The 22,070-nt window shown below is 63.7% G+C and carries 20 protein-coding genes; 12 read left to right on the top strand and 8 right to left on the bottom strand.

Annotated elements, in window-relative coordinates; genetic code table 11:
* Positions 1-91 precede the first annotated feature (91 nt).
* On the top strand, positions 92-2,248 hold the full coding sequence (locus tag RT028_RS12430; RefSeq protein WP_312935230.1) for a mechanosensitive ion channel domain-containing protein: 2,157 nt from the start codon (positions 92-94) through the stop codon (positions 2,246-2,248).
* Here RT028_RS12430 and RT028_RS12425 read toward each other — a convergent pair.
* Entirely contained in the window at positions 2,238-2,957 is a 720-nt protein-coding gene (locus RT028_RS12425) for a UTRA domain-containing protein (protein ID WP_312935229.1), read from the bottom strand. The two genes, RT028_RS12430 and RT028_RS12425, sit on opposite strands and share 11 nt — an antisense overlap.
* Before the next feature lie 314 nt (positions 2,958-3,271).
* Here RT028_RS12425 and RT028_RS12420 point away from each other — a divergent pair, with 314 nt between their 5' ends.
* The 6 genes from RT028_RS12420 to RT028_RS12395 are packed head-to-tail and all read left to right on the top strand — an operon-like array spanning position 3,272 to position 8,478.
* The gene (locus tag RT028_RS12420) at positions 3,272-4,336 is read left to right on the top strand and encodes an ABC transporter substrate-binding protein (RefSeq protein ID WP_312935227.1); all 1,065 of its coding nucleotides are present in this window, start codon (positions 3,272-3,274) and stop codon (positions 4,334-4,336) included.
* 58 nt (positions 4,337-4,394) lie between these two features.
* Positions 4,395-5,201 carry an alkaline phosphatase family protein gene (locus RT028_RS12415; protein WP_312935225.1) on the top strand — a complete coding sequence of 269 codons (807 nt, stop codon included), beginning with the start codon at positions 4,395-4,397 and terminating at the stop codon, positions 5,199-5,201.
* The gene (locus tag RT028_RS12410) at positions 5,198-6,037 is read left to right on the top strand and encodes an ABC transporter permease subunit (protein ID WP_312935223.1); all 840 of its coding nucleotides are present in this window, start codon (positions 5,198-5,200) and stop codon (positions 6,035-6,037) included. Before RT028_RS12415 ends, RT028_RS12410 begins: the two co-directional genes overlap by 4 nt.
* Entirely contained in the window at positions 6,027-6,821 is a 795-nt protein-coding gene (locus tag RT028_RS12405; RefSeq protein ID WP_312935222.1) for an ABC transporter permease, read from the top strand. The genes RT028_RS12410 and RT028_RS12405 overlap by 11 nt, the downstream gene beginning before the upstream one ends.
* Before the next feature lies 1 nt (position 6,822).
* The gene (locus tag RT028_RS12400) at positions 6,823-7,812 is read left to right on the top strand and encodes an ABC transporter ATP-binding protein (protein ID WP_312935220.1); all 990 of its coding nucleotides are present in this window, start codon (positions 6,823-6,825) and stop codon (positions 7,810-7,812) included.
* 12 nt (positions 7,813-7,824) lie between these two features.
* A complete protein-coding gene (locus tag RT028_RS12395) occupies positions 7,825-8,478 on the top strand; it encodes an HAD family hydrolase (RefSeq protein WP_312935219.1) in 654 nt (217 codons plus the stop codon).
* Between the two features lie 53 nt (positions 8,479-8,531).
* On the opposite strand, the gene RT028_RS12390 is transcribed toward RT028_RS12395, so the two are convergent.
* Positions 8,532-9,494 carry an NAD(P)H-quinone oxidoreductase gene (locus RT028_RS12390; protein ID WP_312935218.1) on the bottom strand — a complete coding sequence of 321 codons (963 nt, stop codon included), beginning with the start codon at positions 9,492-9,494 and terminating at the stop codon, positions 8,532-8,534.
* A 139-nt stretch (positions 9,495-9,633) separates the two neighbouring features.
* On the opposite strand from RT028_RS12390, the gene RT028_RS12385 reads away from it, so the two are divergent.
* Positions 9,634-11,715, top strand: coding sequence for a carboxy terminal-processing peptidase (locus RT028_RS12385; RefSeq protein WP_312935217.1), 2,082 nt, complete (start codon positions 9,634-9,636; stop codon positions 11,713-11,715).
* Positions 11,716-11,795: 80 nt separating this feature from the next.
* On the opposite strand, the gene RT028_RS12380 is transcribed toward RT028_RS12385, so the two are convergent.
* The 5 genes from RT028_RS12380 to pcaQ all read right to left on the bottom strand — a co-directional run bounded on the left by RT028_RS12380 (position 11,796) and on the right by pcaQ (position 15,229).
* On the bottom strand, positions 11,796-12,164 hold the full coding sequence (locus RT028_RS12380) for a hypothetical protein (RefSeq protein ID WP_312935216.1): 369 nt from the start codon (positions 12,162-12,164) through the stop codon (positions 11,796-11,798).
* A complete protein-coding gene (locus RT028_RS12375; protein WP_312935215.1) occupies positions 12,161-12,508 on the bottom strand; it encodes a helix-turn-helix transcriptional regulator in 348 nt (115 codons plus the stop codon). The genes RT028_RS12380 and RT028_RS12375 overlap by 4 nt, the downstream gene beginning before the upstream one ends.
* A gap of 100 nt (positions 12,509-12,608) precedes the next feature.
* Positions 12,609-13,049: a YkvA family protein gene (locus RT028_RS12370; RefSeq protein ID WP_312935213.1), complete on the bottom strand. Its 441-nt coding sequence runs from the start codon at positions 13,047-13,049 to the stop codon at positions 12,609-12,611.
* A 292-nt stretch (positions 13,050-13,341) separates the two neighbouring features.
* The gene (locus tag RT028_RS12365; RefSeq protein ID WP_312935211.1) at positions 13,342-14,103 is read right to left on the bottom strand and encodes an FKBP-type peptidyl-prolyl cis-trans isomerase; all 762 of its coding nucleotides are present in this window, start codon (positions 14,101-14,103) and stop codon (positions 13,342-13,344) included.
* 193 nt (positions 14,104-14,296) lie between these two features.
* Positions 14,297-15,229 carry a pca operon transcription factor PcaQ gene (pcaQ, locus tag RT028_RS12360; RefSeq protein WP_312935210.1) on the bottom strand — a complete coding sequence of 311 codons (933 nt, stop codon included), beginning with the start codon at positions 15,227-15,229 and terminating at the stop codon, positions 14,297-14,299.
* Positions 15,230-15,362: 133 nt separating this feature from the next.
* Between pcaQ and RT028_RS12355 the strand changes: the two genes are divergently transcribed.
* From RT028_RS12355 to RT028_RS12340, 4 genes are all read left to right on the top strand, one after another.
* Positions 15,363-15,566: a ParD-like family protein gene (locus RT028_RS12355; protein ID WP_312935209.1), complete on the top strand. Its 204-nt coding sequence runs from the start codon at positions 15,363-15,365 to the stop codon at positions 15,564-15,566.
* Positions 15,563-16,351, top strand: a complete 789-nt coding sequence (map, locus tag RT028_RS12350; RefSeq protein WP_312935208.1) for a type I methionyl aminopeptidase — start codon at positions 15,563-15,565, stop codon at positions 16,349-16,351. Before RT028_RS12355 ends, map begins: the two co-directional genes overlap by 4 nt.
* 120 nt (positions 16,352-16,471) lie before the next feature.
* On the top strand, positions 16,472-17,164 hold the full coding sequence (locus tag RT028_RS12345; protein WP_312935206.1) for a DUF1266 domain-containing protein: 693 nt from the start codon (positions 16,472-16,474) through the stop codon (positions 17,162-17,164).
* Positions 17,161-19,827 (top strand): DUF805 domain-containing protein, encoded by a 2,667-nt coding sequence (locus RT028_RS12340; RefSeq protein ID WP_312935205.1) that lies wholly within the window; start codon positions 17,161-17,163, stop codon positions 19,825-19,827. Before RT028_RS12345 ends, RT028_RS12340 begins: the two co-directional genes overlap by 4 nt.
* Here the strand turns inward: RT028_RS12340 and RT028_RS12335 are convergent.
* On the bottom strand, positions 19,821-21,539 hold the full coding sequence (locus RT028_RS12335; protein ID WP_312935203.1) for a molecular chaperone HscC: 1,719 nt from the start codon (positions 21,537-21,539) through the stop codon (positions 19,821-19,823). The two genes, RT028_RS12340 and RT028_RS12335, sit on opposite strands and share 7 nt — an antisense overlap.
* Positions 21,540-22,070 lie beyond the last annotated feature (531 nt).

Raw genomic sequence — 22,070 nt, 5'->3', positions numbered from 1 at the left:
AGGGGCACAGCCACTGCTGGAAGATCCTCGAGAAACTGGCCTGAAAAATCTCTACACTCGGGCAATCGTTCGTCCTGAGGTTCTTCTTCCAGTGCCAGTTTTTCTGCGTTGCCTGACCCTGCTGATCTTGCTGTTCGCCGTTCCGGCCCAGGCTGCCGGCCTTCCGGGACTTCTCGGCACCGGCAGCAGCAGTTCGCAGCAGCCTGAGGCCACAGAGCCGCTGGGCAAGTCGTTGGACGAGGTGATCAAGAACCTCGAGAACGACCAGCAGCGTGCCAAGCTGCTCACCGACCTGAAAAAGCTGCGCGACGCCACGCGCAAGTCGCAGCCCAGCGTCGAACAGGGTGTGCTGGGCCTGATCTCTGGCGCACTGCACGATTTCGAAGCCCAGTTCAGTGGCGAAGCCAGCCCATTCCAGCGCTGGTCCGAAGAACTCGACCAGGCAAAGACCGAACTGCTGGAACGCGTGGTACCGGTGCATCAATGGCCAGCCATTCTCTTCGGGTTCGCGGCGGTCATTGCCTTGTGGAGCCTGCTGGCCTACGCCTTCAACTGGATCAGCCACCGCGTGCGCCTGCGCTTTGGCCTGAGCGAAGAGCTGCCGCAACACCCACGCACCTGGGACCTCGTGCGCTTTGCCCTGCGCAAGCTCGGGCCTTGGCTGGTCGCGCTGATCTTCACCGTCTACCTGAGCATCGTGCTGCCCTCCTCCCTGGGTAAATCGCTGGCCATGGTACTGGCCTACGCACTGGTCATCGGCACCTGCTTCTCAGCCATCTGCGTCATCGCCTTTTCCCTGCTCGATGGCCCGCACCGGCACCGCGCGTTGCACATCCTGCGTCATCGCGCCTTCAACCCGCTGTGGCTGATCGGCAGCTTCGCCGCCTTTGGCGAAGCCATGAGCGATCCCCGCCTGACGGACGCGCTCGGCGTGCACCTGGCGCATACCATCGCCACCTTTGCCAATGTGCTGGCTGCGCTGTGCACGGGCCTGTTCATCCTGCGTTTCCGCCGGCCCATTGCCCACCTGATCCGCAACCAGCCGCTGTCGCGACGCCTGACCCGCCGCACCCTGAGCGACACCATCGAGATTCTCGGCAGCTTCTGGTACCTGCCTGCCCTGGTGCTGGTGGCCATTTCGCTGTTCGCCACCTTCTTCTCGGTAGGCGATGCGAGCACCGCCCTGCGTCAATCGCTGGTGTGCACGGTGCTGGTGGTGGTGTGCATGGTGCTCAACGGCCTGGTGCGCCGGCACGCCGCGAAGGTTGCGCTCAACCCCAGGCGCCAGGCGGCCTATACCGAGCGGTTGACCAACTTCGGCTATGCCTTGGCGCACCTGTTCATCTGGTTGTTCTTCATCGAGCTGGGCCTGCGGGTGTGGGGCCTGTCGATGCTCGGCTTCGCCGACGGCGAGGGGCATGACATCAGCATGCGCCTGCTGGGCCTGGCCACGACCTTGATCGTGGCCTGGCTGGTGTGGATCCTGGCCGATACGGCCGTGCACCACGCCCTGGTGCGCTCGCGGCGGGGCATGGCCAACGCGCGTGCGCAAACCATGATGCCGCTGATACGCAACGTGATGTTCGTGGCCATCGCGATCATTGCGCTGATCGTGGCGCTGGCCAACATGGGCATGAACGTCACGCCGCTGCTGGCCGGTGCCGGTGTGATCGGCCTGGCCATCGGTTTCGGTGCCCAGTCGCTGGTGGCCGACCTGATCACCGGGCTGTTCATCATCATCGAGGACTCGTTGGCCATCGACGACTACGTCGACGTCGGCGGCCACCTCGGGACGGTCGAAGGCTTGACCATCCGTACCGTGCGCCTGCGCGACATCGACGGCATCGTGCACACGATTCCGTTCAGCGAAATCAAGAGCATCAAGAACTACTCGCGCGAGTTCGGCTATGCGATTTTCCGCATCGCCATCCCGCACAACATGCACATCGACGAAGCCATCACGCTGATCCGTGAAGTGGGCCAGAAAATGCGCAACGACCCGCTGATGCGCCGCAACATCTGGTCGCCGCTGGAATTCCAGGGGGTGGAGAGTTTCGAGTCGGGCGCGGCGATCCTGCGGGCGCGGTTCAAGACGGCGCCGATCAAGCAGTGGGAAGTGTCGCGCGCGTTCAACCTGGCCCTCAAGCGCGAGCTCGACGAGCAAGGCCTGGACCTGGCCACACCGCGGCTGTCTGTGCAGGTGGTTACGGCCGGCGGGGGCCAGCCGATGCAGCCGGTCACGGAGTGACATCGGCGCGGATGCGAATGGCGTCGTGGCGCCAGTACTCCAGGTCGCAATCGATCAGCCGGCCGTGCTGATCGCTGTTGCTGCGCAGCACCTGCAGGCCGGCACTGCCGCTGGAGACGCGCAGGGCGCTGGCCGCTGCCGCCGGCAAGGCCGTGGGCAGGATCTCGAAACCCACCTGGCCATAACGGATGCCGTATTGACTGGCGTACAGGTGGGTCAGCGACTGGTTCAGGTCAAGCGCCAGGATGCCGGGAAAATACTGCGGGTTGAGGTAGTGCTCGGCGTACAGCACCGCGCGCCCATCGATGCGTCGCAAGCGGCAGATCTGCACCACGCTGGACAGCGCTGGCAACTGCAGCCGGGCGCAGATCAGTGCCGACGCCGGTTGCAGGCAAGCCGACAGCAGCTCGGTGGTCGGGCTGCGACCTTGCCCGCAGACCATGGCATGGAAGTGGCTGCGCTCGATCAGGTCGTAGGTCAGCCTCGGCGGCGAGACGAACCATCCACGTCGTTCCTCGCGGTAGATCAGGCCGCGGGCTTCCAGTTGCACCAGCGCTTCGCGCAGGGTGATGCGCGTGGTGGCGAACACCTCGCTGAGCTTGCGCTCGGCCGGCAGTTGGCCACCGGGCGCCAGCAAGCCGTGCTCGATCTGCTCCTGCAGGGCATGGCAGATGGCTGTTACCGCACGCGGTGCTACTGATAATTGCATCCGGGTTACCTTTCTGGACTAGTCCAGCAGGCGCCACGCGCCGCTGAAGGGTCTCGCCAGCCTAGGCAGCGCCCATGAACAAGCCGTGACAGTCGTACACTCCGACCGCTCGCCCCCAGCCATCGGGCGCTGCGTTGTGGTCTACGCTTGAGCTCCAGAGGCCCTCAGGTGCACGGGCCTGTCAGCTCGCTACATCAAACTGTCACGCAAGCGGCCTACCTTGGCTCGAGAGTTGCTGACCTAGACCAGCCTGTTCGCAAGCACGCTTTCCCTTTACACCACTGAGTGCATGGCATCCCTTAAAGGAGCTTCGGATGAAACAGTTTTTCATGGCCACACTACTGGGCTCGACCATTGCCCTGTGCACCTCGGCGATGGCCGCGGACACCGACCTGAAATCCCTGGAAGACGCCGCCCGCAAGGAAGGCGCGATCAATAGCGTGGGCATGCCCGATGCCTGGGCCAACTGGAAGGGCACCTGGGACGACCTGGCCAGAAAATACGGCCTCAAGCACAGTGACACTGACATGAGCTCGGCCCAGGAGATCGCCAAGTTCGATGCCGAGAAGAGCAATGCCAGCGCAGATATCGGTGACGTCGGCGCCGCCTTCGGCCCCATCGCCGTGGCCAAGGGTGTCACCCAGCCGTACAAGCCAAGCACCTGGGATCAGATCCCGACCTGGGCCAAGGACCAGGACGGCCACTGGGCCCTGGCCTATACCGGCACCATCGCGTTCATCATCAACAAGGACCTGGTCAAGGAAGGCGATCGCCCCAAGACCTGGCATGACCTTGAGAAAGGCACGTACAAGGTCGCCATCGGTGACGTCGGCACCGCCGCCCAGGCTGCCAACGGCGTACTGGCTGCGGCCATCGCCTACAAGGGTAACGAAGCCAACGTCGAGCCAGGCCTGCAGCTGTTCACCAAACTGGCGCAGCAGAAACGCCTGTCGCTGGCCAACCCGACCATTCAGACCCTCGAGAAAGGTGAGGTGGAAGTCGGCGTGGTATGGGACTTCAACGGCCTGAGCTACCGCGATCAGATAGATCCCAAGCGCTTTGAAGTGCTGATTCCTTCGGACGGCTCGATCACCTCCGGCTACACCACCATCATCAACAAGTACGCAAAGAACCCCAACGCGGCCAAGCTGGCGCGCGAGTATATCTTCAGCGATGCCGGGCAGACCAACCTGGCCCTGGGCCACGCCCGCCCGATTCGCGCCGAGCATGTGAAACTGTCGGACGAAGCCAAGGCCAAGCTGCTGCCCAACGAGCAGTACGGTGCAGCCCAGCCGATCAAGGACCCGATTGCCTGGGAGAGCACCTCCAAAACGCTGCCGCAGAAGTGGCAAGAGCAGGTCATCATCGAAATGGAGTGACACCCCGCCCTGCCCGGGGGCGCCTGGCGCCCCCGCCTCTTCTGGTTCGGAGCCCCGAATGAAGCACAACGTCATCCTGGTCCTGCTCGACGGCCTCAATTTTCAGGTGGCCCGGCATGCCATGGGCCACCTGCACGCCTATGTCGAAGCCGAGCGTGCGGCCCTGTACCGTCTGCAATGCGAATTGCCGTCGCTGTCCCGCCCGTTGTACGAGTGCATTCTCACCGGCACGGCGCCCATCGACAGCGGCATCGTGCACAACCAGGTCAATCGCCTGTCCAACCAACGCAGTGTGTTCCACTACGCCCGCGAGGCAAACCTGGGCACGGCTGCCGCGGCTTATCACTGGATCAGCGAGCTGTACAACCGCTCGCCGTTCGACCCTCAGCGTGATCGCCATACCCACGCGCCAAAGCTGCCGATCCAGCACGGCCTGTTCTACTTCGTCGACCACTACCCCGATTCCCATCTGCTCGCCGACGCCGAGTACCTGCGCCGTCGCCATGCACCGAATTTCCTGCTGGTACACCCCATGAGCATCGACGATGCTGGCCATCATCATGGCCTGGACAGCAGCCAGTACCGCAATGCCGCGCGCAGCCTGGACATTCTTCTGGCCGACTATCTGCCACGCTGGCTCGAAGAGGGCTATCAGGTGCTGGTCACTGCCGATCACGGCATGAACAACGACCGTTCGCACAACGGCCTTCTCACCGAAGAGCGTGAGGTGCCGTTGTTCGTCTTCGGTGCAGCCTTCAGCCTCGACCCCAATGCCAAGCCGCTGCAAACCCAGCTGTGCGGCACACTCTGCGAACTGCTCGGCGCCGCACACGACAAGACCGTGTGCCGGGAATTGCTGCGGTGAGCGCCCGGCCCAAGGGGCGCTACCTCGCACTGCTCTGCCTGCTGCCCTTCGCAGTGTTCTTCATCGTTTTCCAGATCGCGCCGCTGGCCTGGGTGGCCATCAACAGCCTGCAGAGCGAAGCCGGTTGGGGGCTGGACAATTTCATCAAGGTGTTCAGCTCGAAGTTCTACCTGCAGGCCTTGCAGCGCAGCCTGGAAATCAGCTTCTGGTCGAGCCTGTTCGGCATCATCGTTGCCGTGCTGGGCGCGTATTCGTTGCGCCAGGTGGATTCGCGCCTGCGCGACTTCGTCAGCGCCTTCGCCAACATGACCAGCAACTTTTCCGGTGTGCCGCTGGCGTTTGCCTTCATCATCCTGCTCGGCTTCAACGGCGCGCTGACCCTGCTGCTCAAGCAGATAGGCGTGCTGGATGACTTCAGCATCTATTCCAAGGCCGGGCTCATTCTGGTGTACACCTACTTCCAGATTCCGCTGGGCGTACTGCTGCTGTACCCGGCCTTCGATGCCCTGCGCGAAGACTGGCGCGAGTCGGCGGCGCTGCTCGGCGCCAACGGCTGGGACTACTGGCGGCATATTGGCCTGCCGGTGCTGACCCCGGCCCTGCTCGGCACCTTCGTCATCCTGCTGGCCAACGCCCTGGGCGCTTATGCCACGGTGTATGCGCTGACCACAGGCAATTTCAACGTGTTGCCGATCCGCATCGCCGCGCTGGTAGCCGGCGATATCAGCCTTGACCCGAACCTTGCCAGCGCCTTGGCCATGGTCCTGGTGGGCCTGATGACCGTCGTCACCGTGGCCCACCAGTGGCTGTTGAGAAGGAGCTACCATGCCCGCTGAATCCGCCAAGGGCGGGCTGTACCACCGCGTGGTGGTGTACCTGCTGTTCGCCGTATTGCTGCTGCCGCTGGCCGGCACCTTGCTCTATTCGCTGTCTACCAGCTGGTCGGCAAGCCTGCTGCCCAGTGGCCTGACCCTGAAATGGTACGTGGCGCTGTGGAGCGAGCCGCGCTTTCTGGCAGCGTTCGGCCAGTCGCTGCTGGTGTGCGTGGGGGCTCTGCTGCTGTCGGTGGTGCTGATCCTGCCGTTGCTGTTCGTGGTGCATTACCACTTCCCGCGGCTGGACGCGCTGATGAACGTGCTGATTCTGCTGCCCTTCGCGGTGCCGCCGGTGGTGTCGTCGGTGGGCCTGCTGCAGCTGTATGGCGACGGCCCGATGGCCATGGTCGGCACGCCGTGGATCCTCATCGGCTGCTACTTCACCATTGCCCTGCCCTTCATGTACCGCGCCATCACCAACAACCTGCAGGCCATCAACCTGCGCGACCTGATGGACGCGGCTCAACTGCTCGGCGCCAGCACCTGGCAAGCGGCGTTTCTGGTGGTGCTGCCGAACCTGCGCAAAGGCCTGATGGTGGCACTGCTGCTGTCGTTCTCGTTCCTGTTCGGCGAGTTCGTGTTCGCCAACCTGCTGGTGGGCACCCGCTACGAAACCTTGCAGGTGTACCTGAACAACATGCGCAACAGCAGCGGCCACTTCAACAGCGCGCTGGTGATCTCCTACTTCGCCTTCGTGCTGGCCATGACCTGGGTTGCCAATCGCCTGAACAAGGACAAGACCTGAAATGAGCTTCGTCAGCGTACAGAACCTGCACAAGCGCTACGCCAGCAGCACCGTGTTCGACGACATCAACTGCGAAATCGCCCAAGGCGAGTTCGTGACCCTGCTCGGGCCCTCGGGCTGCGGCAAGTCCACCCTGTTGCGCTGCATCGCCGGGCTGACCCCGGTCGATGGCGGCCGCATTCTGCTCGATGGCCAGAACCTGGTGCCGGTCAGCCCGCAGAAGCGCGGTATCGGCATGGTGTTCCAGAGTTACGCCCTGTTTCCCAACATGAGCGTCGAGCAGAACGTCGCCTTCGGCTTGCGCATGCAGAAGGTGCCAGCCGACGACAGCCGCCAGCGCGTGCGCGAGGTACTGGACCTGGTCGAACTGGGCAGCTTCGCCAGCCGCTACCCGCATCAGTTGTCGGGTGGCCAGTGCCAGCGGGTGGCCTTGGCCCGCTCGCTGGTCACCCGCCCGCGCCTGCTGCTGCTCGACGAGCCACTGTCGGCGCTGGATGCGCGCATCCGCAAGCACCTGCGCGAGCAGATCCGCGCGATCCAGCGCGAGTTGGGCCTGACCACCATTTTCGTCACCCATGATCAGGAAGAAGCGCTGACGATGTCAGACCGGATCTTCCTGATGAACCAGGGTCGCATCGTCCAGAGTGGTGATGCCGAGACGCTCTACACCGCGCCCGTCGACGTGTTCGCCGCAGGTTTCATCGGCAACTACAACCTGCTGGATGCGGACGCCGCCAGCCGCTTGCTGCAGCGCCCGATCAACAGCCGCCTGGCCATCCGACCGGAGGCCATCAGCCTGGGCAGCGAGGGTGAGCTGGACGCAGTGATCTGCGGGCACAGCCTGCTGGGCAACGTCATCCGTTACCGTGTCGAGGTGCGCGGCGTGGCGTTGGTGGTGGATGTGCTCAATCGGTCGGCGGCAGATCTGCATGCGGCGGGCAAACGGGTATCCTTGAGCATTGATACGACCGCGCTGCGAGAAGTGGCTTAGGAGTTTTCAGGCATGGCTTTGGCAATTTTCGATCTCGACGAAACCCTCATCCACGGTGATTGTGCTTCGCTCTGGTGCGCGCAGATGGCGCGGCTGGGCTGGGTCGACGCCGAATCGTTCCTGCGCAGGGACGCCGAAATGCTCGATGCCTATGGCAAGGGCCACCTGCGCATGGAGGACTACATGGCCTTCAGCCTCGAGCCGATTGCCGGGCGTACACCGCAAGAGGTCGAGCACCTGGTCGAGCCGTGGGTCGAGGACGTGATCGAACCGATCATTTTCGGCGATGCCTGCCGCTGCATCGCCGAGCACCGGCAGGCCGGCGATCGCGTGCTGATCATCTCCGCCTCAGGTGCGCACCTGGTCGGGCCGATTGCTGCGCGACTGGGCGTTGAGGAATACCTGGCTATCGAGCTGGAAACGGCTCATGGCGCTTACACCGGCAACACTCAAGGCGTGCTGACATACCGCGAAGGCAAGGTGGCGCGGCTGATGGAGTGGCTGGATCAGGAGCAGGAAAACCTGCAAGGCGCGAGTTTCTATTCCGACTCGCTCAATGACCTGCCGCTGCTACAGCGCGTAGACCATCCGCGAGCCGTGAACCCTGATGAGGTGCTGCGCGAGCACGCTCAGGTGCAGGGTTGGCCGATTCTGCAGTGGTCTTGATGGTCGAGTGGCCCGCCATTGAAAGCGGGCCACTGATGGCGCCAATCGTGAAATCAGCTCAGCGAAGCGTCTATCACCAGCACCAGCTTGCCTGACACCTGATTGCTTTCAAGCTCGGTGTAGGCAGCCTCGGCAAAGGCGACCGGATAGGTATCGACCAACTGCGCACTCAACCGCCCCTCGGTAAACATCGGCCAGACCTGCTGACGCAGTTCGCCGAGCAGTTGCGCCTTGAACTCGTCGTCACGGTTGCGCAGGGTCGAGCCGGTGATGTGCAGGCGTTTGCCCAGCACCTGGGCCAGGTCGAACTCAGCCTTGCGGCCGCTCATCAGGCCGATGATCACCCAACGGCCATCACGGGCCAGCAGGTTCAGGTTCAGGTCTACGTAGCTGGCGCCCACTGGGTCAAGCACCACATCGAACGGACCAAGGTCGCGCAGTGCATCGAGGTTCTCGTTGCGCACCACACCACCGCTGGCACCCAGCGCCTGGCAGTAGGCCAGGCGCTGCGCCGAGCCGACGCTGACCCACAACGGGTTGCCGAACGCCTTGCACAGCTGGATGGCCGCAGAACCCACACCACTGGCACCGGCATGCACCAGCACCTTCTCGCCGGGCTGCAGGCCCGCCAGCTGGAACAGGTTGAGCCAGGCCGTGGCATACACCTCGGGAATCGCGGCGGCTTCGTGCAAACTCAGGCCTTCGGGCACCGGCAGCACATGCCGTGCATCGACCACCACTTCCTCGGCGATACCGCCACCGGCCAGCAATGCGCACACGCGCTCACCCACTCGCCAATCAACCCCGGCACCGACTTCCTCGATCACCCCGGCGCACTCCAGGCCCAGATAAGGGCTGGCACCCGGCGGCGGCGGATAATGACCCGCACGCTGCAGCAGGTCGGCGCGGTTCAATCCCGCGGCGGCCACACGAATGCGAACCTGCCCTGCATCGCACGCGGGACGCGGTGCATCCACCCAGGTTACGTGTCCGTCAACGCCTTGCAATGCCTTCACAGTGCCTCCATAGTTGGTTCATGACTGAGCCCGAGGCACGATGCCTCGGGCTTTTGCAATATTTGTCCGGCTCGATGGAACCGGCGCACGGAAAAGACGGCCTACTATGCGTGTTCAATTGCCCCCACGTCGAATCAGCATGAAGCATTTCCTACCTCGCACCGCACTCGCCCTGTTCATCGGTCTGGGCAGTTTCGCGCTGATTGCCAATGCCTCGGCCGCCAACAAGTGGGACTCGCTGAAGCCCGACCGTGACGAAGTGGTCGCCAGCCTCAACGTCGTCGAGTTGCTCAAGCGCCACCACTACAGCAAACCGCCGTTGGACGATGCCCGCTCGGTCATCATCTACGACAGCTACATCAAGCTGTTGGATCCCTCGCGCAGCTATTTCACGGCCGCTGACATCGCCGAATTCGACAAATGGAAAACGCAATTCGACGACTTTCTCAAAAGCGGTAACCTCGATCCGGGCTTCACCATCTACAAGCGCTATCTCAACCGCGTGAAGGCCCGCCTCGACTTCGCCCTGGGCGAGTTGAACAAGGGCGTCGACAAGATCGACTTCACCACCAGCGAAACCCTGCTGGTCGAGCGCAAGGACGCCCCTTGGCTGAAGAACGACGCCGAGCTCGATGACCTGTGGCGCAAGCGCGTCAAAGACGAAGTGCTGCGTCAGAAGATCGCCGGCAAGGATCTCAAGCAGATCCAGGAAACCCTGACCAAACGCTACAAGAATCAGCTCGCGCGCCTCGACCAGACCCGTGCCGAAGACATCTTCCAGGCCTACATCAACACCTTCGCGATGTCCTACGACCCGCACACCAACTACCTATCACCTGACAGCGCGGAAAACTTCGACATCAACATGAGCCTGTCGCTCGAAGGCATCGGTGCGGTGCTGCAGAGCGACAATGATCAGGTGAAGATCGTGCGCCTGGTGCCGGCAGGTCCCGCTGCCAAGACCAAACAGGTCGCACCGGCCGACAAGATCATTGGCGTTGCGCAGGGCGACAAGGAAATGGTCGACGTGGTCGGCTGGCGCCTGGATGAAGTGGTCAAGCTGATCCGTGGGCCGAAGGGCTCGGTGGTACGCCTGGAGGTGATCCCGGCCAACAACCCGCCGAACGACCAGACCACCAAGATCGTGTCCATCACCCGCGAAGCGGTGAAGCTCGAGGAGCAGGCGGCGAAGAAGTCGATCCTCAACCTCAAGCAGGACGGCCGCGACTACAAGCTGGGCGTGATCGAAATTCCAGCGTTCTACCTTGATTTCAAGGCCTACCGCGCTGGCGACCCGGATTACAAGAGCACCACCCGCGACGTCAAGAAGCTGTTGACCGAGTTGCAGAAAGACAAGGTCGACGGCGTCGTCATCGACTTGCGTAACAACGGCGGGGGCTCACTGCAGGAGGCCACCGAGCTGACCAGCCTGTTCATCGACAAAGGCCCGACCGTGCTGGTACGCAACAGCGATGGCCGCGTCGATGTGCTGGAAGATGAAAACCCCGGTGCCTTCTACAAGGGCCCGCTGACGCTCCTGGTCAACCGCCTCTCGGCCTCGGCCTCGGAGATTTTCGCCGGCGCCATGCAGGACTACCACCGTGCGTTGATCATCGGCGGTCAGACCTTCGGCAAAGGCACGGTGCAAACCATCCAGCCGCTCAACCATGGCGAACTGAAACTGACCCTGGCCAAGTTCTACCGCGTGTCCGGGCAGAGCACCCAGCACCAGGGCGTGCTGCCTGACATCGATTACCCGTCGATCATCGACACCAAGGAAATCGGCGAAAGCGCACTGCCTGAAGCCATGCCGTGGGACACCATCCGCCCGGTGGTCAAGCCTGCGGTCGATCCCTTCAAGCCGTACCTCGAGCGCCTGAAAGCGCAACACGAGGCGCGCAGCATGAAGGACGCCGAGTTCACCTACATCCGTGATCGCCTGGCCCTGACGCAGAAGCTGATGAACGAAAAAACCGTCAGCCTCAACGAGCAGGAACGCCGCAAGCGCCATGACGAGATCGATGCCAAGCAACTGGCGCTGGAGAACATCCGGCGCAAGGCCAAAGGCGAAGAGCCGCTCAAGGAGCTGAAGAAGGTCGATGAAGACGCCTTGCCGAGCGAGGATGACGACACCAAGCCCGAAGATGATGCCTACCTGGTGGAAACCGGACGTATCCTGCTCGACTACCTGAGCGCGAGTGGCAAGGTGGCCAAGCAATAAGCCACTGAGTCAGATCAGCGCCAAAGCAAAGGGCCGAGCATGTGAATGCTCGGCCCTTTTCATTGCTGCCGTGGGCGAAATCAGGTGGCTTCGGGGTAGCTGTACTCGAACACCCTGACCACTTCCGAGGCATGCCACGATGCCGCTTCCAGCCCATCGACCGGCCCGGTGAAACGCCCCAGGCGCTCGGCACACTCGAAAAAACCGGTGCGCGGCAACCGGCTCGCCCCTTGGCTGATCACCAGCGAGCTGCGCAACGGTTGCTCGGCACGGGCATCGAGCACGGCAAGGTATTCCAGCGCTGCGGTAAGCGTCTGCATGGCCGGGCTAGGCAACTGCAGGCGCTCGATCAGCGCGCGGTAGGTGAGCAGGTGGCGCTGGCGGCGCGCCAGGTCGAGCTCGCCGAGCAGACCGTGCCAATGCTGGCGACTGATCCTCACCTGGCTCATGGCTCGTCACTCCAGCCGGGCACCCCCAAGTGCCAGGCCAGGGCTCGGCGAATGGCCGCGCCCGGCTCGCGCTCGCCAGCCTCGATCATTGCCAGGTAAGCGGGGCTGATGCCCACGTTGCGCGCCAGGGCCTCAGGCGCGATGGCCTTGCCCTCACGCAACGAAGCCAGCTCGGCGAGAGCCGGCTGGCTAACAGGAGCAGGGGCTGGAGTAGCGGCTTCGGGCTGGGCTGCCGGTGCGCTGATAGGGTCTTGACCTGCGGCCTTCAACAACGCCTGGAACTGCGCCCAAGGAACGACGGCGTACTCGGGCTGACCGTCCCGGCTGATGACCTGAATACCCATTGCTGAACCTCTCTGGCAGGGGTGCGACATGCACCCAATTGGCATAATGCCCGGGCCAATTATATCCATTAGGGCGAAGAAGGGTACGGCGGGCGCCAAATCAAGCCGGAGGCTTTTCCAGGAGCAGCGCCTGCGGGCTGGCCGGAAGGCGCTCCACGGCCTGCAGACGCTCCGGCGCCTGAGCGTCGCGCCAGGCCTTGAAGCTGGCAAGCTCATCGGCCACCGTCTTCACCACCCAGCCGAGCACGGCGATGTCATCGAGAAAGCCGACGCCGAGAATCCAGTCAGGGATCGCATCGATCGGGCTGACGAAGTACAGCAGCCCGGCGACGATGGTGATCAATGATTTCTTGCTGATCGCCCGGTACTCGCCCCGCCACCACGCCAGGCACAGCGACTGCATCAGCCGCAGATCGTCACGCATCTTGCCAAGCTTGGGCCCCTTGCGCGCCACCGCGAACAACAACGCCGGCAGCCGACCCCGGCTGAGCAGGCGTTCGGCCAATGGCAGGAAACGAGCAAAATTCCACGGTGCACTCATCAGACCTCCGGAAAGCGGGCGGGTTATCCACATTTATTGTGGATAACCTTGTGAACAGGGTCGCGTTTTCGGCGTGTTGCGCCCACAAAACAAGGGCCGCGCTTAGATCGGGTATTTTTTACACAGTCATTTCAGCCGCGCAACAATTTGACGACTGCAACCCGAACACGACGCACGGGCTGCACTGTCTGGGACAGTCGCAGGCGAACGGGGTTCGCCCTGATGCGCCAACCGGTGTTGCAGACACAAAAACGCCCCGTGAAAACGGGGCGTGTGGTGTAACAGGCCAGTCTTACTTGGCCGGTGCTTCTTCAGCGGCAGCCGGCGCTTGAGGTGCCATTTCTGGCGCCTGGGCCTGGCTTGGATCCTTGATGCCGAGCAGTTCGAGGTCGAACACCAGCACCGAGTTGGCCGGGATCTGCGGGCTCGGGCTCTGTGCGCCGTAAGCGAGTTCAGCTGGAATATACAGTTTGTACTTCTCGCCGACGTGCATCAGTTGCAGGCCTTCGACCCAACCCGGAATCACGCCACTGACCGGCAGATCGATCGGGCTGCCACGCTCGACGGAGCTGTCGAACACCTTGCCGTCGATGAGCTTGCCTTCGTAATGAACGGTGACGACATCAGTCGGCTTGGGCTGCGGGCCATCGGCTTTCTTGATGACTTCGTACTGCAGGCCAGAATCGGTGGTGACCACACCCGACTTCTTGGCGTTCTCCTCAAGGAACTTCTTGCCCGCGCTCGCGGCTTCTTCACTGGCCTTGGTCAGGCGCTCTTCAGCACGCTTTTGCAGGGCGGTGAAGGCCTCTACCAGTTCTTCGTCCTTCAGGCGCTGGTCCTTCTTGCCGACGGCGTCTTCGATGCCGAGGGCGACCGCTTTCGAATCGAGGTCATCCATGCCTTCCTGGGCCAGACTCTTGCCCATGTTCAGACCGATGCCGTAAGACGCTTTCTGCGAAGGCGTCTTGAGTTCGACGTCGCTGGTCTTCGCGTCGCAGCCTGCAAGCACCAGACCTACCAGGGCAACCGCAGCCGCCAGACGATGTTGTTTCATGCTGATTCCTTGTTCATGCGCCAGAGGGGCAAATCAGGTAAAGCCGCGAGCTTAGCAGGCGGTCAGGACCAGTGGCTACCGGCATGAGAGCCATGCAGGGCGACGAAGTTCCTCAGGTAAATGCTTCTTCATCGACCCGCCGGCCAACGTCTGCGGATTGCTCGTCAGACGCTGCGAACGTCGCGCACGCGGCTCAGGGATAACGACCGGCGCGGTAAGCCTCGGCCACCTCGCGCAGCACCTCGCACAGCCATTGCGCAGGCAGGCTGGCCGGCAATGCCGCGTTGCGACAGATGCCGACCGAGCCACCTGGCTCCTGCCCGCCGAGATCCAGCTCGACCAGGTCGCCCTGGCGCAGATCGATCAGTACCGCATCGCGCGGCGCCACCCAGATCGCCTCACTGCCCAGGACATAGCGTCGGCTCAGCGACAACGACAAGGTTTCAAGACGTTGCGCCGGCACCTGGATCGCACACTGCACGAACAGGCTGTCGGCGTGTCGACGGATCGTCGTGCCCTGCGGCGGCACCACCAGCGGGTAACCGCTGACCCGCTCACGCGCCTTGGCACCCAGGGCCAGCAGCGGGTGCCCTGCCCGCACGACCAGGCTCATCGATTCGTTGTACAGGTGTTCGAACGACAACCCCTGCACCTGCGGGCTGTCGGTCATGCGCCCCACCACCAGCTCCAGCTCACCCACGTGCAACTGCCCGAGCAGTTGCGCACTCACGCCCGTGGCCACACTCACCACCAGCGCTTCATGGCGCTGATGAAGCCGACACAGCACCTCGGGCATGAGCAGACCTTCGACCGTCGACAACACCCCGATGCGCACCTGCGACGGCGCCCGCGCCTCGCCACGCACGCTGCTCACCCCCTCGCGCAACGCCTGCACGCTGGGCCCGGCATAGCGCAGCAAGCGCGTGCCCGCGGCAGTCAGTTGGGCGCCGTGGCGATTGCGCTCGAACAGACGTGTTTCCAGCAGTGCTTCAAGCTCTTTCAGGCTCTTGGACATTGCCGGCTGACTGATGGCCAAGGCATCGGCCGCGCGCGCCAGACTGCCCTGGCGAGCGATCTCGAGAAAACACAACAGGTGACGGTACTTGATACGGGTATCGAGGTTCATCGGCGGACCGGCACAGGCCAAGGACGGGCAGGCAGCTTACCGCATCACTCGGCATCGAGGGCCAACCGGCACTGGCGTGCAGGCGCGCAGAGCCGATATGCTACGTATACGTTTCGTATATCAGGAGCCTCTCATGGGTATCGTCAAGATCGGTGACGCCTTGCACCAGGACCTGCGCGTGGCCAGCACCGCGCTGTCGCGCTCGATCAACGCCCAGGCCGAACACTGGATTCGCCTCGGCATGCTGGCCGAGCTGCATCCGCAATCGACCTACGAACAACTGCTGCGCCAGCTGCTGCGTCAGGAACAGGCCAACCTCAAGGAGCTGCTGCAATGAGCGAGGTGATCATCAAGGACGCGCCACAGTTGGCATTGATGCGCCATGCCGGGCACCTGCTGACCCAGGTGTTCGCTGACCTGGACGCGTTCATCGGCCCCGGTGTGACCACCCTGCAGATCAACGACCGTGCCGAAGCCTTCATCCGCGCCCTTGCAGCGCGCCCTGCCAGCAAGGGCCAATACGGCTTCCCGTACGCGCTCAACACCTCGGTCGACCAGGTGGTCTGCCACGGCATGCCCAAGGAGGATGAAGTGTTGCTGGAGGGCTCGATCATCAATGTCGACATCACCCTGGAACAGGGCGGCTACATCGCCGACTCCTCGAAGATGTACTGCATAGGGCGCGTCAACAGCGAAGCCCTGCGCCTGGTCGACACGACCTACCAAGCCTTGTGCAAGGGCATCGAACAGGTCCGTCCCGGCGCCACCCTGGGCGACATCGGGCACGCCATCCAGCGCCATGCCGAGGCCGCCGGCTACAGCGTGGTCCGTGAATATTGTGGCCACGGTATCGGCAAGCAGATGCACGAGGCGCCGCAAGTGCTGCACTACGGTCAGCGCGGCCTGGGCATGAAGCTCAAGCCGGGCATGGTGTTCACCATCGAACCCATGATCAACCAGGGCTCGCGCCATACCCGCACGCTGCGCGATGGCTGGACCGTCGTCACGCGCGACGGCGGCCTGTCTGCGCAGTGGGAACATACCGTGGCCGTCACCCAGAGCGGTGTGGAAATCCTGACCTTGCGCGCCGAGGAGCGCGGCGGCCCCCTGGCTGCGTATTGAACCGCTGTGTACAGGGCACCAAGCCACAATTCGACGGTCAGACCAGCTGGCGTCGCCGCCTGCTTGGCACGCCCTCTGATTTGAACCGCCCCTTGCCTGAGCCTTGCCCGGAGCCCACTCATGGATGAAAACGCGCAGCACTGGCTGCACCTGATGTCCGCACCTATTGCCGCCCTCAATGGCGCAAGCTTCACGGCTGCCGAGTACTACGAAGGCGAAGACAAAGCCGATCTGGAACGTGGCTGGGGCATCAGCAACCGTGAGCAGTTGCTCGACGCCCTCGGCATGGCGGACAACGGCCATGCCCTGGAGCTTGCCGAGGCCTACTGGCAGTTCGAACGCTCGCTGCCCGAGCAATGGCAGCGCCGCCTCGACGCGCTCAGCCCGCGCGAGCGCATCAAGTACGACTACGCCGCCCGCACCTTCCCCGACTGCGGCCCGGGAGGCACACGGGCCTGGGACCTGGCGCGCATGGGTTTTCTGCTGCGCAACGGTGTCAAGAAAGCCCTGATCACCCGCGATGAAAGCCTGTGGCTGCACCTGCGACTGGCCATGCGCGCGCGCCATTACTACAACCACTGGGACAGCTACATTGCCGGCTACCTGGTCGGCAAAGCGCTGTGGAACGTCTCCGAGTGCAGCGATGAACAACTGCACGCCGAGCTGCAACGCCAGGGCAGCGAGCACTGGAACCGCTGCATCATCCTCAACCTGCGCCTGGGCGCTGAACAATGGTTCGTCGATGTGCCGTGGGACATGCCCCTGCCTGAGATTGAACGCCCCGAATCGCTGCCAGAGGACTGCTGGTCATGAGCTGCTGGATCCGTCTGGGCCTCGAGCCAACCCAAGACCTCGATGCCATTCGCATTGCCTATCGAACTCAACTGCCTGCCCATCACCCCGAGACCAATCCCGAAGGTTTCCAGGCGCTGCGCGAGGCCTATGAGGAAGCCCTGCGTCTGGCCCGCGAACACGATGCACTGGCCGTGCAGCCACCCGAAGCCGACACGCAGGCGACTGCAGAGAGCCGTCACCCGACCCTGCAGGCGTTCCATACCCTGCTCGAGGAGCCCAGCCTGCGCTTCGACCCGCAAGCCTGGCAGGGCCTGATCGCCCAACTCGATGAACTGCCGCTGGAGCAGCTCGACGATGTCAGCTGGCAGATCCTCGGCAGCCTGCGTGAGTGTGGTCCGATTTCCCACCGCTGCGTCGGCCTGCTGGCAGAGCGCCTGGCCTGGGCCGATCAGTTGCTGCGCATGGACAACCCCCAGGAAGTCGAGGCCCTGCTGCAACGCCTGCAGGTCCCGGACCCGTTCGACACCGGGCTGATGCGGGAATGGCCGCCCATGTTGCAGATGGAAGCACTGTGGTATTTCCGCACCCTGGAATACCTCTTCCAGCACCGCCCGCTGTTCGAGTTCGAGCAGTTCCTGGGCCAGCACACTTGCGTGGCGATACCCGATGACCCCACGCTGATCGAACGGCTGTACCGGCAACTGAGCCTGGCCGGCATTCCCAGCCGACTGATCCATGACCACTGGCAGCAACGGCTGCATGAAGCGCCGGATGACACCGACCTGCTGTACCTGCTCACGCGTCAGGCCGATGCGCTGGGCGAGCACGAGCAGGCACTGGCCGGCTGGCTGCGCCTGTGGCGCGAACAGCGTCACCCACAGGCCGAGCGCTGGCTGTTCGAGCACTGCGCACGCACCCGTCCCGAGCGGCTGCCGCTGCTGATTCAGGCGCTCGACCAACACGACACACCGGAGCAGTGGCCGCGCGACCTGAGCGACCCGCTGATCGGCAGCCCGGCACAGAACATGGCCACGCTGTCACGCTGGTCCGAGGCCTCGCGCCTGCGGCTCGAAGGCATTGCCGCCACTTTCATCGACTGGCGCCTGGACGGGGACGACGAGCTGCCGTTGCTGGCCTGGTTGCTCGACGAACAACCCGATGCCGTCCTGCACCGCTTGTACTGGTACGCCTGGACGCTGCAGCGCGGTGAGGCCGGCCTGCTCCAGCAGATCACCCAGGCGCCGGCCAACGATGATCCGCTCGATGGGCTGATCCTCGAACGCTTCCAGCAACAGGCCTGGCAGCAGCTGGCCTGGCTGCAACAGTCGGTCGTCGCCAATGCACTCAACGAGTACTGCGACAGCGACGACGCCACCCTCGACCTGCCCGAGTCACTGCTGGCCCTGGAGGTGCACCCCGCCTGCCGCGAGTGGTTGCGCCGGGTCCGGGTGTATTCGGCGCCGTCGGTGCTGAACCTCAACCGGCAGTTCCAGATGCGCAGCATGTTCACTGTGCCGTTCGCCTTGGTGCTGCAGGGGCAACTTGCTCATCAGGGCATCGTGCTGCCACCGATGCTTGGCGGCGAATCGCTGTGGCAATGGCATCGCCAGCAACTGTTCATGCTGGCCATGCTCGATCAGCCCAAGCGCTGGATGGACCTGGTGTCAGCGCGCGTCACCGAAACGCTGCACTACCCCGCCGACCATCCTTTCCACGGCCTGCACCGGCAACTGCTGCTGGCGCAGAACAGCCCTGAGACCACGGGTCTGCTCGACTGGCTCGAATACGACGACCCCGTGCAGAACCTGGTTGCCGGGCGTCTGCTCGACCTCGGCACGGCGCTGCACAGCGCTCGCCTGCCCACGGCTGCGCAGGTGTTTGCATGCCTGCAGCAGGAGCCGACGGTGCTCGCCGACTACCCCTTGGGCTACCTGCTGCTGTGCGCGGTGCTGTTCCATGACCGCTCGCTGGACGGCGATGAGCGCTCACGCCTGCGTGATCGCATGGATGGCATGTCGTTATCCGGTGGCTGGTTCGATGCACTACGCGCGCGCTTGATCGCCGGCCAGTGCTCGCCGCCCAAAGACGCTGAAATCCAATCGCAGGGGGTCGACAGCACGCTGTTCAAACAGGCCCTGCAAGCGCTGCACAGCCTGCTCAATGACTGCCTGCCGCCGAGGACACCGATTCTGCAGGCCTTGCAGAAAGGCAAGGATGACACCGAGCAGGACCCCGGCCTGCGCTGCGCGATCATGGCGCTGCTGGGGTGGTCGGAACGCATGCTGGGGAACATGGGCAAGCGCTCGAGCGAACCGGCCTGGAAAGCCTGGAAGTTGAACAGCCGCCTGGATCGCATGGGTTATGGCCTGACCCTGCTGGCCATCTTCGCGTGCAAGGTGGTGCCCGCAGCGATGGGGCTGTCCGCGCTGCGCGAGGCGATATTGTTGCTGCTCATTCCGTGGATGGTCAGTGCAGTCATACGCCGCGTGCGCGACCTCGGCTATGGCGGCGTGGTGCTGGCGATCATGCTGGGACTGTGCGTGGTCTTGCCGTTCTTCACGCTGATCCTGCTGGCCCTGCCCGGTGACAAGCTACCCAACCGCTATGGCCCGATCCCTTCGGCACCCGGCCAGCTCGAGGACGGCCTGCAAGCCGCCCTGCGCCGGCTCAACAGTCAGTAACGCAGCTCGTCCAGCGACTGGCTCAAGGCCTGGCGCTGGCGACTGATCTCGCTGGGCTGCTGCCCGGCGAGGACGCCGTTGAAGGTGTCCAGCCAGCTGGCGATCAACTCGCGTTCATCACCCAATGCCTGCATCCAGGCCCGCTCCAGCCGCGCCAGCAAGGTGCGGTTGGGCAAGGTGTCGCGCGGGTGGATCTTCAGCCCTGCCAAGCGCTCGTGGCTGGCCTGCCGGGCGTCGGCGTCAAGCCCGGTCGGGCTGCGGTCGATGCTGTGGCTATGCTTGAGGCCGGTGTCGAGGAACGTCACGTCCACTTCGAGCAAACCGTTGATGTCATAGCTGAAGCGCACGTCGAGCGGCTGGATTTCGCCGGTCTGCTGCAGCGGGATCTCGAAACTGTCGACCAGGATGTTGTCGCGCACCCACGGCCGCTCGCCCTGGTACACGGCGATGCGCACGGTTTTCTGCTGCGGGTGGCTGCTGTAGAAACGCTGCACCTTGGAGGTGGGAATGATGGTGTTGCGCTCGATGATCGGCGAGAAGGCGCCGGCCGCGTCCTCGCCGCGCTGCGAGGCAACGCCCAGGGTGTACGGACAGACATCGGTCAGGATCAGCTCGTCGATGGCCGAATCGCGCGCCTTGCAGGCGGCCTGGGCAGCGGCGCCCAGGGCGACGATGGTGTCGGGGTCGAGGTGGCGGTACGGCAGCTTGCCGAACAGCTTGGCCACCAGTTGCTGCACTTGCGGCATGCGCGTGGCGCCGCCCACCAGTACCAGGCTGTCCAGCTCGCGCGGGCTCAAGCGGGCGTCGCGCAAGGCTTGCTCGATGGGCGCACGGACCCGGGCCAGCAACGGCGCCCAGATCCCTTGCAGGGTCAGGTCATCGAGCTGCCACTGGCGGTTCTGGCCATCGCCGTTCCACTCCAGCACCCGGCTACCCTCGCCGGCCTGGCATTTGAACTGCTCGATGGCGTCACTCAGGCTGGCCAGCGCCTGCGGGGCCAGGCTGTCGCGCTTGAGCTCCCAGGCCTTCAGGCAGGCGCGGAGCAACGCCTCGGTGAAGTCTTCCCCGCCCAGGTAGTTGTCGCCCGTCGACGCATGCACCTCGATCAGCGGCAGCGCGTATTCCAGAACGGTGACGTCGAACGTGCCACCGCCCAGGTCGAAGACCAGCGTGCGCTCGAACTTCTGTTCATGCAGCCCATAGGCCATGGCCGCTGCGGTAGGTTCGTTGATCAGGCGCTGGACCTTGAGCCCGGCCAGCTCAGCGGCGAACACAGTGCGCTTGCGTTGCTCATCACTGAAATAGGCCGGCACGGAAATCACCGCTTCGCTGATGCTGCACCCCAGGTAAGCTTCCGCGTCCTGCTTCAACGCGCCCAGCACCAGCGCCGACAACTCTTCGGGGCTGAAACGGTGCTCGCCGAGCTGAAACTGCTTGTCACTGCCCATGAAGCGCTTGAAGGCCGCAGCCGAGCGCTCTGGGTGAGTGGTCAGGCGGGCCTTGGCGGCTTTGCCGACCAGCACGCTGCCGTCGTCGTCGACGCTGACCACCGAAGGTGTCAGCACCTCACCCAGGGCGTTGGCTATCAGCTGCGCCTGCCCGTCTTGCCAGACGGCGATCAGGCTGTTGGTAGTGCCCAGGTCGATGCCAAGCAGCGGCGCGGCGGGCGTTGAGGCGGAAACGGGCATGTCTGCGGTAGGGGCGGCCTGCATGATTCGGTCTCTGGCTTACGGTGGATGGCCAACCGCAGACAGCAGGTGCTGGCGGCCGACACGAACGATTGTGACGCAACGGGATGAGGAGGTGAAGGCGTTGCGGGGAGATCGGCGTGATGCTATCTCGCTGCCAGGGGCATGACGTTGCAACCAACGCTCGGAACTTCATGTCGCCGCAGAATGCGCCCATGCCGTCTTACGCACACAGCATTTCGACGAAATAAGCAGGCCAATGTTCCTGTGCGTTGCAGTGATCGAAGGGCTTTTGACACACAGTTGCGACGATGGGCCTTGATGTCGGGGCTGGAGAGGACTGGTTGGCCAGGCCAGCGGTCATCATTGACCGACAAAACCGCCTAGGACGGCTTACTGACAGGCGAATCAGCGCTACCCCCTAAAAAAGAGCAAAAAAAAAGCGACCCTAAGGTCGCTTTTTTCGTTGCTTCAAGGTGTTCAGTGGGCCTTGAAGCTCAATATGGCGCAGCGGACGGGACTCGAACCCGCGACCCCCGGCGTGACAGGCCGGTA

Origin of the sequence: Pseudomonas sp. (assembly GCF_032058845.1) — a bacterium.
GTDB lineage: Bacteria > Pseudomonadota > Gammaproteobacteria > Pseudomonadales > Pseudomonadaceae > Aquipseudomonas.
This window is presented reverse-complemented; position numbering and strand designations above follow the sequence as displayed.

Coding starts and splice junctions, on each gene's coding strand:
- RT028_RS12370 (WP_312935213.1), bottom strand. CDS start 13,049: ATGAGTGCACCGTGGAATTTTGCTCGTTTCCTGCCATTGGCCGAACGC.
- RT028_RS12365 (WP_312935211.1), bottom strand. CDS start 14,103: ATGAAACAACATCGTCTGGCGGCTGCGGTTGCCCTGGTAGGTCTGGTG.
- RT028_RS12335 (WP_312935203.1), bottom strand. CDS start 21,539: ATGCAGGCCGCCCCTACCGCAGACATGCCCGTTTCCGCCTCAACGCCC.
- RT028_RS12395 (WP_312935219.1), top strand. CDS start 7,825: ATGGCTTTGGCAATTTTCGATCTCGACGAAACCCTCATCCACGGTGAT.
- RT028_RS12385 (WP_312935217.1), top strand. CDS start 9,634: ATGAAGCATTTCCTACCTCGCACCGCACTCGCCCTGTTCATCGGTCTG.
- RT028_RS12405 (WP_312935222.1), top strand. CDS start 6,027: ATGCCCGCTGAATCCGCCAAGGGCGGGCTGTACCACCGCGTGGTGGTG.
- RT028_RS12355 (WP_312935209.1), top strand. CDS start 15,363: ATGGGTATCGTCAAGATCGGTGACGCCTTGCACCAGGACCTGCGCGTG.
- map (WP_312935208.1), top strand. CDS start 15,563: ATGAGCGAGGTGATCATCAAGGACGCGCCACAGTTGGCATTGATGCGC.
- RT028_RS12415 (WP_312935225.1), top strand. CDS start 4,395: ATGAAGCACAACGTCATCCTGGTCCTGCTCGACGGCCTCAATTTTCAG.
- RT028_RS12400 (WP_312935220.1), top strand. CDS start 6,823: ATGAGCTTCGTCAGCGTACAGAACCTGCACAAGCGCTACGCCAGCAGC.
- pcaQ (WP_312935210.1), bottom strand. CDS start 15,229: ATGAACCTCGATACCCGTATCAAGTACCGTCACCTGTTGTGTTTTCTC.
- RT028_RS12420 (WP_312935227.1), top strand. CDS start 3,272: ATGAAACAGTTTTTCATGGCCACACTACTGGGCTCGACCATTGCCCTG.
- RT028_RS12340 (WP_312935205.1), top strand. CDS start 17,161: ATGAGCTGCTGGATCCGTCTGGGCCTCGAGCCAACCCAAGACCTCGAT.
- RT028_RS12345 (WP_312935206.1), top strand. CDS start 16,472: ATGGATGAAAACGCGCAGCACTGGCTGCACCTGATGTCCGCACCTATT.
- RT028_RS12425 (WP_312935229.1), bottom strand. CDS start 2,957: ATGCAATTATCAGTAGCACCGCGTGCGGTAACAGCCATCTGCCATGCC.
- RT028_RS12375 (WP_312935215.1), bottom strand. CDS start 12,508: ATGGGTATTCAGGTCATCAGCCGGGACGGTCAGCCCGAGTACGCCGTC.
- RT028_RS12380 (WP_312935216.1), bottom strand. CDS start 12,164: ATGAGCCAGGTGAGGATCAGTCGCCAGCATTGGCACGGTCTGCTCGGC.